At 36.3% G+C, this 13,091-nt stretch carries 10 protein-coding genes; 4 read left to right on the plus strand and 6 right to left on the minus strand.

From position 1 onward, the window contains the following. Positions 1-43 precede the first annotated feature (43 nt). Positions 44-1,006 carry a protease SohB gene (gene sohB / locus ACG94X_RS07670; protein ID WP_419383149.1) on the minus strand — a complete coding sequence of 321 codons (963 nt, stop codon included), beginning with the start codon at positions 1,004-1,006 and terminating at the stop codon, positions 44-46. Positions 1,007-1,306: 300 nt separating this feature from the next. Between sohB and dnaB the strand changes: the two genes are divergently transcribed. Continuing rightward, a complete protein-coding gene (dnaB, locus tag ACG94X_RS07675) occupies positions 1,307-2,755 on the plus strand; it encodes a replicative DNA helicase (protein WP_419383150.1) in 1,449 nt (482 codons plus the stop codon). Between the two features lie 533 nt (positions 2,756-3,288). Continuing rightward, positions 3,289-4,362: an alanine racemase gene (gene alr / locus ACG94X_RS07680; protein ID WP_419383151.1), complete on the plus strand. Its 1,074-nt coding sequence runs from the start codon at positions 3,289-3,291 to the stop codon at positions 4,360-4,362. Between the two features lie 141 nt (positions 4,363-4,503). On the opposite strand, the gene ACG94X_RS07685 is transcribed toward alr, so the two are convergent. From ACG94X_RS07685 to ACG94X_RS07700, 4 genes are all read right to left on the minus strand, one after another. Further along, positions 4,504-5,238, minus strand: a complete 735-nt coding sequence (locus ACG94X_RS07685; RefSeq protein ID WP_419383152.1) for a proteasome-type protease — start codon at positions 5,236-5,238, stop codon at positions 4,504-4,506. Positions 5,239-5,312: 74 nt separating this feature from the next. Continuing rightward, positions 5,313-6,092: a transglutaminase family protein gene (locus tag ACG94X_RS07690; protein ID WP_419383153.1), complete on the minus strand. Its 780-nt coding sequence runs from the start codon at positions 6,090-6,092 to the stop codon at positions 5,313-5,315. Continuing rightward, positions 6,089-6,697 carry an alpha-E domain-containing protein gene (locus tag ACG94X_RS07695; protein WP_419383154.1) on the minus strand — a complete coding sequence of 203 codons (609 nt, stop codon included), beginning with the start codon at positions 6,695-6,697 and terminating at the stop codon, positions 6,089-6,091. Before ACG94X_RS07695 ends, ACG94X_RS07690 begins: the two co-directional genes overlap by 4 nt. A 48-nt stretch (positions 6,698-6,745) precedes the next feature. Beyond that, entirely contained in the window at positions 6,746-8,326 is a 1,581-nt protein-coding gene (locus ACG94X_RS07700; RefSeq protein WP_419383155.1) for a circularly permuted type 2 ATP-grasp protein, read from the minus strand. Between the two features lie 271 nt (positions 8,327-8,597). Between ACG94X_RS07700 and ACG94X_RS07705 the strand changes: the two genes are divergently transcribed. Next, complete coding sequence (locus tag ACG94X_RS07705; RefSeq protein WP_419383156.1) at positions 8,598-9,596, plus strand: helix-turn-helix transcriptional regulator; 999 nt, start codon at positions 8,598-8,600, stop codon at positions 9,594-9,596. Positions 9,597-10,195: 599 nt separating this feature from the next. After that, positions 10,196-11,140, plus strand: coding sequence for a hypothetical protein (locus ACG94X_RS07710; RefSeq protein ID WP_419383157.1), 945 nt, complete (start codon positions 10,196-10,198; stop codon positions 11,138-11,140). Between the two features lie 39 nt (positions 11,141-11,179). On the opposite strand, the gene mnmG is transcribed toward ACG94X_RS07710, so the two are convergent. Beyond that, positions 11,180-13,060, minus strand: a complete 1,881-nt coding sequence (mnmG, locus tag ACG94X_RS07715; protein ID WP_419383158.1) for a tRNA uridine-5-carboxymethylaminomethyl(34) synthesis enzyme MnmG — start codon at positions 13,058-13,060, stop codon at positions 11,180-11,182. Positions 13,061-13,091 lie beyond the last annotated feature (31 nt).

Here is a 13,091-nt window from a genome sequence, read left to right on the forward strand (position 1 = left end):
GATTCAACTAAAAGCTCATTTTTAATTGAAAATAAGTTTCGTTTTAAAACTTATTGTCTCTAAACATTGGCAATGATGAATTAAGTTTAGTCACTTCATTCATCAACTTATTCACCACCGAAGGGATGAAAGCATCTGCCATTTGTGCTGCTTGTAAGCCTAACTTTTCACCTAAAGTCGGTTTACGACGTGTTTGAATCACATATACGTCATTCTGTGGCAATAATCCAAGTACGTATTCATCAGAAGTTTGTAATTTATCGACTAGATTTAAATTACGTGCATCTTCACCATACCAATGCTCACCTGTAGCCACCTTTTCAACATTGAGCTGAGGGCGATATTTCTCTATGAAATGTTTGAATAATTGGTGTGTTTGCTGTAACTCTTCTTCAAATTTTGCTTTGCCTTCTGGTGTATTTTCACCAAACATTGTCACAGTACGTTTGAACTGACCTGCTGTATACAACTCAAAATCGACATGATGCTCTTTTAATAAGCGATTAAAATTAGGTACTTGAGCCACTACACCAATTGAACCAACCACAGCAAATGGTGCAGAAATAATTTCATTTGCAATACAGGCCATCATATAACCACCGCTTGCTGCAACTTTATCGACACAAATGGTTAGATTAAAACCTGCATCACGCAGACGAACCAATTGCGCAGCAGCAAGACCATAACCGTGTACCATACCGCCGGGGCTTTCTAAACGAACTACCACACGATCTCGCCCAGATTTAGCCGTTGCTAAAATCAAAGTGATTTCTTCACGTAAATTTTCTACTGCTGAAGCTTGAACATCACCTTTAAAATCTAAGATATATATCTTTTGATTGTTCTTTTTTCTCGCACGTGACTCTTTTAGAAGCTGTTGTGAAAGTTGTAATAACTCTAATTTTGATGAGGTGGTTTGTGCAATTTTTTTTCTTTGTTCATTAATTCGAGCATTTAAATGGCTAATGCGAATTTCTGCTGGAACTTTAGGTAAATGAAATAACATATATTTTATAATCTCAAAAATTTAAGGAATCCGTTGTCACTAACATGCGGACAACGTAGTAAAATTTCAATGCAATTTTTAAAAATATTCATATTTATAACAATATTCATCAATGAGCCTATTTTCAGGGCTAGACAAAAATTGATAAATTCACCCCTTCTTTAGCTCAAATTTGCTATGCTGCTTATCTCTTTTTATTCATTCCGTTAGAATTTTTCTAACCACCACATTAAGATACTTTCAACGTCATATGTTAAGTGTCTATTTGTTTAATTTTATTTTACAAAATCAAGGTTTTATATGTCTCAGGCAACTGCCAAAGCTTCTGCAAATAATTTTAATAAAGATGCAAAGTCGAATGACTCTGCACAGCAATTAAAAGAATTTCGTACGCCACCTCATAACTTGGCGATTGAACAAGCTGTGCTTGCGGCATTAATGACTGTTGCGGAATCTTTTGAACAAGTCAGTGATACGTTAAACGAAAATGATTTTTATGCCACCCGTCATAAATATATCTTCCGTGCCATTGAAAAGCTTGCTCAAGAAAGCTCGCCTTATGACGCTGTTTTGGTCAATGACTGGTTAATTAAACAAAACCTGCTTGATGCAGTGGGTGGTGAAGAATATTTAATGCAATTGATGGCGGATTCACCATCGAGCTTTTACAACCTAGAAACCTATGCCACTAAAATTAAAGAATTTGCGACTTTAAGAAATATGATTAAAGTGGGTAATGAAATTTTGCAAAATGCGTATGACACCAAAGGTCGTGAAGTTAGCGAAATTTTAGATTTAGCTGAAACCAATATTTTCTCTATTGCAGAACAACATAATAATAATGCCAAAGCACAAGGTCCAAAACCGATTACCTCTGTTGTTGCGGATGTCTTTGACAAGCTGAATGAACTCTCTCAGATGGAAGGTAGCATCACAGGTTTAACTACTGGCTTTACAGAGTTAGACAATAAAACCTCGGGTATGCAAGCAGGTGACATGATTATTGTCGCTGCGCGTCCATCTATGGGTAAAACGACACTTGCCATGAATTTAATCGAAAGTGTGTTATTTAACTGTGACTTACCTGCTTTGGTTTTCTCTATGGAGATGCCTGCAGATTCAATTGCCATGCGTTTAATTTCAGCTTACGGAAAAGTCCATCAAGGGCACTTACGTTCAGGTAAATTAGATGGCGATGAATGGTCTAAAGTCACTGGAACAATTCTACAATTGCAAGAAAAGCATTTGTATATAGATGACTCTTCTGCACTACCGCCAACAGAATTACGTGCTCGTGCACGCCGTATTGCCAAACAACACGGCGGAAAACTGGGCTGTATCATGGTCGATTATCTTCAGCTCATGAAAGTTCCAGGCATGGGCGATAACCGCGTTGGTGAGATTGGTGAAATTTCACGCTCACTTAAAGCACTTGCTAAAGAAATGATGTGCCCTGTTATTGCACTTTCCCAGTTGAATCGTGCTCTGGAAAACCGTCCAAATAAACGTCCTGTAATGTCTGACTTACGTGAATCTGGTGCAATCGAGCAGGATGCCGATTTAATCATGTTTATTTATCGTGATGAAGTTTATAACAAGGAATCCAAAGAAGCGGGGACTGCGGAAATTATTATTGGTAAACAACGTAATGGCCCAATTGGTACGGTTCGCCTAGCATTTGAAGGACAATACACACGTTTTAGTAACTTATCACCTGAGTACTATGCTCAGTATCAAGACGAAGAATAATTTTACTGAATAAAACCTCTTATTCTGTAATTTTGATCATGATCAGTTAAGATTTTAAAATCCTCCTTTTCTAGGGAGGATTTTTTATTATCTAAGATGAAGTCCTCACCAATAAATTTATACTCTTAGACAGTTATCTGATTAGACGCTTATTCAATGGCAGTATAATCCGTGCTTGCCTCTAATTATGCAAGCCAACTAAAGACTCTATTATCAAATAGTTCATGTGAGACGTTCAATACAACTACGAACAAATTGCATAGTGTAAAAACGCACTTTTTTATAATAAAAATAAAGTTTGATATTTTTACAAATCATCTAGTAATTACATGATTAAAACTTTACCAATTCAAGATATAAAAGTAATTAAAAACATAAATGCTTGTGTTTATTTAGACGTGATAGGTCTACAATATTTGCGGTTTCAAGGTCATGTTTACTTTAAAGTCATAAAGTTGATGTGTTATTACTTTGATTCAATACTTTGTATTTTCTACATAATCAAATCTCTGTGATCCCCAAGGAGTACTAGAGTGCGCCAAGCAACAGTTTATATTGATAGCTCAGCACTGCAATATAATTTAAACCGTGTCAAACAACTTGCCCCAAACGCTAAAATTATAAGTATGGTCAAAGCCAATGCTTATGGACATGGAGTTAAAGACTGTCTAGCCGCCTTAGCCAGTACAGATGCCTTTGGTGTCGCCTGCCTTGAAGAAGCTTTGGAAATTCGTGAATTAGGTTATTCACAGCCCATTACGCTGATAGAAGGTATATTTAGTGCCGATGAAATGGCTGTTGTTATTGCAAATAATCTTGAAGTAGTTGTACATCATCAACTACAACTCGATTGGTTACATGCCCATAAAGATGCATATATTGCCAAGAATTTAAAAATTTGGGTCAAACTGAATAGTGGCATGAACCGCCTGGGCTTTAAAGTTTCTGAAATTATTGAAATCATTCATACACTAAAAGCTGAAGGTTTTACCTGTGTATTGGCGATGCACTTTGCCAATGCAGATACCGAAAACCATCCTTTGAATGAGCAACAAAAAAATCAATTTTTAGATGTAAAAGAAGCATGTGCGCCCATTATGGCTTCATGTTGTAATTCTGCTGCTATTTTTAAATGGCCAGAACTTAATTTTGATTTTGTCCGCCCAGGGATTATGCTCTATGGTGCATCACCTTTTGCAGACCAATCTGCCAATGATTTAGACATTAAACCCGTCATGACGTTTACTGCTGAAATTATTGCTTTAAACCACATTCAAGCTGGTGAATCTGTAGGCTACGGCTCAACTTTTGTCGCAAAACAAGACATGGATATTGCTATAGTTTCAATTGGTTATGGTGATGGATATCCACGTGCATTTCCAAAACAGAACTATGTCGTCATTGACGGTCAAACAACTCCAGTCGTGGGTCGTGTCGCCATGGATATGATCGCAATTGATGTAACTGGTTTAAATGCATCTTTAGGTACACCAGTCGAATTGTGGGGCAAAAAACGTTTAGTCGATGCTGTTGCAGAAGCCAATGGTACAATTGGTTATGAATTATTGTGCCGCATGACTCATCGTCCGCTTCGTAAGCAAATCTAAATTTCTCTTACATGGTTAATTTATAAAATATTATCAATAAAAAATCCAAGCATTGGCTTGGATTTTTTTCTTTAAGTATCTGAATAAATAGGTATTTACAGAAAAATGTACGATTAAAAATCTAAGTTAATATCACTACACTTATTTAAAAAAATCTTCAGTCGGTTTTGGAATATCCAATAAGCTGCGACGCAAAGCATCTGACCATTGTTTACTAATACTTTGGAAGTAAGGATCATCTTCTGTAATACGCTTCCCTTCTGGAATCACCAAACTATCTTTTGTATAAACCAAAGCATCTAAAGGCAAACCGACTGAAACATTTGAACGCAATGTTGAATCAAAAGAAATCAATGCACAGCGTACCGCTTCATCCAACGGCATATCATAACGTAACGCACGATCTAAAATTGGCTTACCATATTTGCTTTCACCAATTTGAAAATACGGCGTATCACTGGTTGCGGAAATAAAATTACCTTGCGGATAAATATTATAGAGCTGCATTTCTTCGCCCTTTATTTGTCCACCGACCAATAAACTACAGAAATAATTACTTTGCTCTTGCGTGTCATCTGTGACATCGGCAATCACTTTACGCAAAGTTTGTCCAATTAGACCTGCTGCTTCAAACATTGTATTTACACTATACAAATTAGGTTCTTGGCGGAGTGTAAGTTGATTCTCAAGATGACCGATGACTGCTTGTGTCGTTGCCAGATTACCCGATGTTTGGATACAAATAAATCGCTCACCTGCCGTTCCAAAAGTATATAACTTTCGAAATACAGAGATATGATCAACACCTGCATTGGTACGTGTATCACTAATAAATACCAGCCCATCTTTGAGTCTTAACGCACAGCAATATGTCATGGAGCTACCTTTTCAACTCAGATTTGAAGCAAATCACACTTTTATATCTTTTATTTTATTCATCATTTTCACGATTAACAAGCCAGAACTTGCACTATAGAGTACATCGTTTCTATACCGCCCTGATCACGAACCCCTCGTACTGGTGCGACGTCCCAGTAATCACGCCCAACAGCAACATAAACGTGCGAGTCGGGTTGGAATAATTGATTACTTACATCAACTACATGCCATTGTCCCTCTAAATAAATTTCTGCCCATGCGTGACTGGCTAAATGTGATTGATTATTGACATATAAATAACCAGACACATAACGCGCAGGAACGGCTAAAGCTTTAGCCATCGCCAAAAACACATGACTATGATCCTGACACACACCTAGTTTAAGAGAAAATGACTCCATTGCCGTATGTGTCACAGAAGTACTCGCACTGATATAAGGCATATAATTCAACAGTGCTTCAGCTAGTTTCTGAAAATTTGCTAAATTAATAATCGGAACATATTTTTTCGCAAATTCAAACATTTCAGAATTGCATAAAGTTGCTGTCGTTGGCTGCATAAAGAGTATCGGCGATAGCTGATCTGCAACCCCATATGTATGATTTAAATTAATTTCGACAATACCTTGCGCCATAATCAACATATTTTGATACGGCTCAGTCTGAGTACTGGTCAACCAAACATTATCAAAAGCATCTTTTTTATGCTGTGTTTCTCCAGGCACGCTCACATTCCATGAATGTACCTGTTGATGGTCATTGGTCTGTGGCACCATCTTTATATATTGAATGCTGTTTTTAGCCCAATCGGAATATTGATAATTCGTTTGGTGATTAATCATCAATTTCATAGGCGAACCAATTCAAATAATGAACCAATATGATCACTAAAGTGATAATAACTCATACTATTCGGTTGCTTTTTACATTCTTCCCAAGCTTCTGGCAGACTAGTCATACCTTGTTGATCTAAACTTTCAATTAAACCATCTAATTCTTGTACCGTTTTTTCAGCACCTTGTTTTAATCGAATTTGACGGTCTAATTGCTCCATTTTCTGACCTAAGCTAAAAAATAAAAACAACAATTCATCTTCTTCAGTTTCTAAAACATCATTACATTCTTCGCATACATCACAAATAAATCCTGCATTTAGTTCTGCCTGTTGTAATAATTGATTCAATTGAGAAAATGATTGTGTGGAAATCACACCACGTAAATCATGAATATTATTTTTCGCATTCTGAAATTGTTGATGAAATGATGCTGGCTGTTCAGGATCTAAAATCAACTCATTTAAAGAACATGCATCAAAGGCAGGTAAGCAAAAGGCATGAGTATAGTCTAACGCTAATTCATTATTTTTAAATGGAAATTGACCACATAAATATTGTATACGGGTTAAATAACGGCCTAACCAAAATATATTTTGTGCATTTGTACTCAGTAAAATCATATTCACTCTCCTTGGTTGGGATATTCGTTAAATAGACTTTAAAACAGGCTAAATTGAATATTCATCAATCACCCATGTATCTTTTATTCCACCACCTTGCGATGAATTGACCACCAGTGAACCTTGTTGCATAGCAACTCGAGTCAAACCACCGGGGACAATTTCAATACGTTCAGGTGAAGTTAAAATAAATGGACGTAGGTCGATATGGCGTTCTGCAATACTTTGTGAAGCTAAAGTGGGTGCTACAGATAAATCTAAAGTTGGTTGGGCAATATATGCCGCTGGTGATGCCATCAACTTCATTCTAAATAAATCGATCTCTTGTTCAGAAGCTTGTGGGCCAATCAACATGCCATAGCCACCCGAACCCTGCGCTTCTTTGACCACCAATTGATCTAAATTTGCCAAAACATAATCCAATGCTTCAGGTTCCCGACATTGATAAGTAGGAACATTATTTAGAATAGGTTGCTCACCTAGATAATATTCAATCATTTTATCCACATAAGGATAAATCGACTTATCATCCGCTACCCCCGTGCCAGGTGCATTAGCAATGACAACATTACGGCTTATGTATGCAGACATTAGACCCGCAACACCTAAAGTACTATCAGGTTTAAAACTCAATGGATCTAGAAAACTATCATCTAAGCGTCTATAAATTACATCAACTTGTCGGCGACCTCGTACCGTTTTCACATAAACCTTATCGTTCTCCACAAAAAGGTCACGTGATGTCACTAAAGGCACACCCATTTCCCTTGCGAGAAAAGCATGTTCATAATACGCACTGTTGTAGCGACCTGGGGTTAAAACCACGATTATTGGCGCATTTGCTGTTGAATTTTCTGCCAATATTTCACGTAATAATTGTGGATATTGCTCAATACCTGCAACATGCTGATTACATAAATCAGGCATAAGCTTGTGACTCATTTTGCGACTTTCAAGCATGTACGACACACCCGATGGGGTACGTAAATTATCCTCAAGTACAAAAAATTCACCTTTACCATTTCTAACAATATCGATACCGCTAATTTGGCTGTAAATATTGCCATTTAACGGATGATTCAACATAACAGGTTGATATGCTTCATGTGATAACACTTGAATTTCTGGAATCAAGCCATCTTTTAAAATATTTTGCTTATGATAAATATCCGCTAAAAATAGATTTAAAGCTTTAATCCTCTGCATGCAACCCAACGAAATTTTATTCCATTGTTGTTTGGCAATTACACGCGGAATCAAATCAAAAGGAATAGTACGTTCAATACCTGCATTTTCGCCATAAACTGCAAATGTAATTCCTTGATATAAAAAATGTTCTTTGGCAGATTCATTTAATTTTTCAAGTTCATAAATACTGTGTTGTGAAAGCCAATCTTGCATTTTATTCGCTATTTCTGGCGATAAGACTTGATCGTCCGTTGTTTCATTAAAAAATACAGAATCCATTTGCTTTAGTACATGCTGAGTACTGCTTTGTATCTCTACGCTTTGTTCAATGCTCATAAGTTGAGGTTGATTTTCACTGTATTTTTCCTCACGAAAAGCGAGTGAGAATTTATCTGAATAATGATCAAGGCTCGAATTTGTACCTAGATTTTCTTTTAGCATACAAACCTCTTCTTTTGTTATTAAGTGACTTGTTTCATGAAGCAATATCGATGCCAACTTATACCAGTTATGTTAAGGAGTGCTTTTATTAATTCATTGATCAGAATATGACTCAAGATCAATTTTGATTGAACTTGTTTCAAAAGTTTTTAATGAATATTATCAACACTTAAACTAAGCCCCTTAGATATAACTTGCAGAAAGTATTTTATTTTCCTATTGTGTAAGGCGTTCACACCCTCTTAAACTCTATAGAAATCACCGATATATCATGTCTACACAAGAAAAAGAAACCTCAAACAGCCTATACCGCCAGTGGCAAATTCTTTCCCGTCTTTCTACGGGTAAATGGTTAGGCACTCGTGAATTACAAGAAACCTTAGAACGTGAAGGTATCGACATCAGTTTAAGAACCATTCAGCGTGATCTCAATCAAATTGCACAACGCTTTCCTATTGAAAGTAATAAAACAGTTCCACAAGGTTGGCGTTGGCGCTCAGATGCCCCAATTCAAAGCTTACCGCATATGACCAGTTCACAAGCAGTCACGTTTATGATGGTTGAAGAACATCTAAAACATTTGCTACCTCCAAGTCTAATATCAGAAATGAATCCGTGGTTTGACTTAGCTAAACGTAGTCTTTCCACACAAAACAATGTTCGACAATGGATTAATCGTGTTCGAATTGTTCCTGCTACGCAGCCTGTTATTCCACCATTGGTCGAACGTCAAGCACAGCAATCCATTTACGAAGGTCTTTTGCAAGATAAACAAATTGAATGTATTTACCGTTCGCGTGGACATTTGGGTGAAGAAAAATCCTACATTCTCAACCCATTGGGCTTGGTTCAAAAAGGTGCAATTATTTACCTCATTTGTACTCGTTTAGATAAATCAGATGTGCAAACTTTTGCTTTACATCGTTTTAAATCAGCAACTGTTTTAGATACACGTGCAATGCACCCTGTTGATTTTGACATAGACAGTTATATTGACTCTGGTGCACTTGGTTTCAGAGTAGATTTTTCTAAACCAACTGAAAACATTGAACTAAAACTCATCATGCACGAAGATGATGCACAATATTTCACCGAGAGCCAACTGAGTAAAAACCAAAAAGTTGAAGCATTGAATGATCAGCTTTATCAAATTAGTGCGGTTGTTCCGTTCACCTCACAATTGGTATGGTGGCTTAGAAGCTTTGGTAAAAAACTAGTCCGTATTGAACCTGTAGAGGTTTTTAATGCTGTGCATGAAGTTGAATCATAATTGAGATTACCGATTTTTCATCGCCATAAAAATTAAGTGCAATTTATTCAGCAGCTTTATATGAGTATCTCTAATGGATTCTCTAACATACAATATTTTGCAATTTGAAAATAAATTTGAATAAAAAAAGAACCCTTTCAGGCTCTTGAGTATTGGTCATATTTATTTTTTTACTTTTATACTTATTCATATTTTTACATTGGAGAGATTTTATTTTAGAACTTGCAGCAAGCAAGATCTCCTGTGTTATATCGAATCGATTTCATTGTCATGATTTTTTCACCTTTAGTTTTGAAAGTAAATTCACTATAACGATGATTTTTAAAACTGGAAAATAATTAAAATTTCTTTCTTTTTCAGCATTTCTGTTTAGGAATATTTTTTATAAAGTTAGATTGCAACTAAAAATTCAAATAGATCACCCTATTATTTCACCTTAATCTTTCATTGTTTTAGATTAATGATTTTGTGAGATATTACAGAAACATAAAGACAAAAATTTAGCAAATTCATCCATTCATTTTTTATTTTTTATTTTTTATTTTTTATTTTTTATTTAGTTAATGTAAATTAATAAAAATCCATGTAATGTTATAAATATGAAAAATCTAAAAAATAGTCTACAAATGAATAAAATCTTAATTTCTCTTCTTTCTATTCCGATTTTGCTGACTGCTTGCGGTGAAAACAGTTCAGATTTAGAAAATGAAAACAGCTCCAAAAGAGAAAATAAAATTATTTCTCAGTTAAATATTTTTGCCGAAAATTCACAACAAAAATCACTTAAAATCCAATCAATTAGTACAAATGATACTCAACCTGTGTATCACTACACTCAATTAATTAACCTCGATAATGATAACGTATTACAGAGTTATCAAGTCACCTATAACTTTAAGGTTGATCATGATTACTCACTTGTAGTTTTTTTTGATGTGTCAAAAGGTCAACCCTCAAAAATGCAATTATGGATAGATACTAAAAGCCCTGAATTGTCTGAATTATTTACTTGTGGAGATAAACAGTATCCAACTTGTGAAAACATTTTATTAGATATAGATCATAAAACAGGTCATAGTAAAATCAATTTTAATCAAACGAAAATTTATGACTACGATAGGAAAACATTAACATTATCAGGTGAAATTATAGGTCAACTCCAACAGAATCCAACACTTGTTAAATTACCAACATCAGGTATATACGATGCTACATATCAACTCTCAAATAATCCTCAATATATTCCGATACCCCATTCTAATTATAAATATTATACTTTTACCAACCATAATATTAATGAGTTTATTACCTCAAACTCTTTCTCCGACAATGCTATCTATATTAAAACTGTCAATAACTTAATTAATGATGTGTGGTATACGCCATCGCCTGAATATCCTTTATCACTATGGAGTCGTGAAAATAATACTAATCTTCAAAACATTTCATACAATCCAATTAATTTAACTGTAAATTTTAATCAATTTAAATTAAGTAATGAAAATTATCCTGACTTAATTATAAATGGAACTGTAGGACCATAAAAAAGCCTGCTTACGCAGGCTTTTTTATGCTTTAAATGATCAAGCAGATTTTTTCGCTGCATTATTCTTACGAATCGTAATCATAATCAATTGAACTGCCGCAGGTGTAACACCCGGAATACGATTCGCTTGCGCTAATGTTTCAGGGCGTACATCTTTCAATTTTAAAGTAATTTCACGAGATAAACCTGAAACCACATCATAATCAAAATCAGTAGGAATACGCATTTCTTCAAGACGCTTCATTTGTGCAACATCGTCTTGCTGACGGTTAATATAACCTTCATACTTCACAGCAATTTCAATTTGCTCACCGACAAATGCAGATACTTCAGAACCTGTTAATTCAGCAATTTGAGCAAAATTAATATTTGGACGTTTAAGTAAATCAATCGCAGAACATTCCTTAGAAAGATCTGCACCCGTCATTTCTACGAATTTTTTACCCATTGGATTATTAGGTGCTGCCCAAAGGTGTTGTAAACGACCTTTTTCTGTTTCTACAGCTTCCATTTTTTCACAATATGCATTCCAACGCTCATCATCCACTAAGCCTAATTCTCGACCCATTGGTGTTAAACGCTGATCAGCATTGTCTTCACGGAGCATCAAACGATATTCCGCACGTGACGTAAACATACGGTACGGTTCTTTCGTACCTAGCGTTATCAAATCATCAACTAAAACACCCATATACGCTTCATCACGTTTTGGTGTCCATTGTTCCTGATCCCATGCACGGCGTGCAGCATTTAAACCTGCCAACAAACCTTGTGCACCAGCCTCTTCATAACCAGTCGTACCGTTAATTTGACCAGCAAAGTACAAGTTGTTGATTGATTTGGTTTCTAACGAAAATTTCAACGATTGCGGATTAAAATAATCATATTCAATCGCATAACCTGGACGAAGAATATGTGCATTCTCCATACCGCGAATCGAACGAACCAACTCAAACTGCACATCAAAAGGCAGCGAGGTTGAAATACCATTTGGATAAAGTTCGTGTGTATCCAAACCTTCAGGCTCTAGGAATACTTGATGCGAGTCTTTATCTGCAAATTTATGAATTTTATCTTCAATAGATGGGCAGTAACGTGGACCTACACCTTCAATCACACCGGTATACATCGGTGAACGGTCTAAACCGCCACGAATAATATCGTGAGTACGTTCATTGGTATGTGTGATATAGCAACTGACTTGTTCTGGGTGCATAGATACATCACCCATAAAAGACATCGTTGGTGATGGGAAATCACCTGGTTGTGGTGTCATGACAGAAAAATCGACTGAACGTGCATCGATACGTGGTGGTGTACCCGTTTTTAAACGACCTACTGGTAAGTTTAATTCACGTAAACGTGCAGCAAGCGAAATGGACGGTGGATCACCTGCACGACCACCCGATGAATGATTCAAACCTACGTGAATCACACCACCCAAGAACGTACCAGTCGTAAGTACCACAGTCTTTGCGTCAAAGCGGATACCCATTTGAGTAACCACACCTTTAACGGTATCACCTTCAACAATTAAATCATCTGCTGCTTGTTGGAAAATATCCAAATTCGCTTGGTTTTCTAATGTCTGACGAATTGCAGCTTTAAAACGAACGCGATCGGCTTGTGCACGAGTCGCTCGTACCGCAGCACCTTTACGTGAATTAAGAATACGGAACTGGATACCACTTTTATCGGCAGCCAATGCCATTGCACCGCCAAGTGCATCAATTTCACGAACAAGGTGAGATTTACCAATACCACCAATCGCTGGATTGCAGCTCATCTGTCCTAATGTCTCAATATTATGAGTGAGGAGTAAAGTCTGTCGCCCCATACGTGCCGCAGCCAGTGCTGCTTCGGTACCTGCGTGACCGCCGCCGATAACAATGACATCGTAAACTTTAGGATAATGCATAGTGATATGAGAGATATATAAAAAGACAGGA

This window comes from Acinetobacter psychrotolerans, from assembly GCF_048552595.1.
In the GTDB taxonomy this organism is placed as follows: domain Bacteria; phylum Pseudomonadota; class Gammaproteobacteria; order Pseudomonadales; family Moraxellaceae; genus Acinetobacter.

Excerpts from the sequence above, each read along its gene's own strand:
- sohB (WP_419383149.1), bottom strand. The coding sequence starts at position 1,006 with ATGTTATTTCATTTACCTAAAGTTCCAGCAGAAATTCGCATTAGCCAT.
- dnaB (WP_419383150.1), top strand. The coding sequence starts at position 1,307 with ATGTCTCAGGCAACTGCCAAAGCTTCTGCAAATAATTTTAATAAAGAT.
- ACG94X_RS07685 (WP_419383152.1), bottom strand. The coding sequence starts at position 5,238 with ATGACATATTGCTGTGCGTTAAGACTCAAAGATGGGCTGGTATTTATT.
- ACG94X_RS07690 (WP_419383153.1), bottom strand. The coding sequence starts at position 6,092 with ATGAAATTGATGATTAATCACCAAACGAATTATCAATATTCCGATTGG.
- ACG94X_RS07695 (WP_419383154.1), bottom strand. The coding sequence starts at position 6,697 with ATGATTTTACTGAGTACAAATGCACAAAATATATTTTGGTTAGGCCGT.
- ACG94X_RS07700 (WP_419383155.1), bottom strand. The coding sequence starts at position 8,326 with ATGCTAAAAGAAAATCTAGGTACAAATTCGAGCCTTGATCATTATTCA.
- ACG94X_RS07705 (WP_419383156.1), top strand. The coding sequence starts at position 8,598 with ATGTCTACACAAGAAAAAGAAACCTCAAACAGCCTATACCGCCAGTGG.
- ACG94X_RS07710 (WP_419383157.1), top strand. The coding sequence starts at position 10,196 with ATGAAAAATCTAAAAAATAGTCTACAAATGAATAAAATCTTAATTTCT.
- mnmG (WP_419383158.1), bottom strand. The coding sequence starts at position 13,060 with ATGCATTATCCTAAAGTTTACGATGTCATTGTTATCGGCGGCGGTCAC.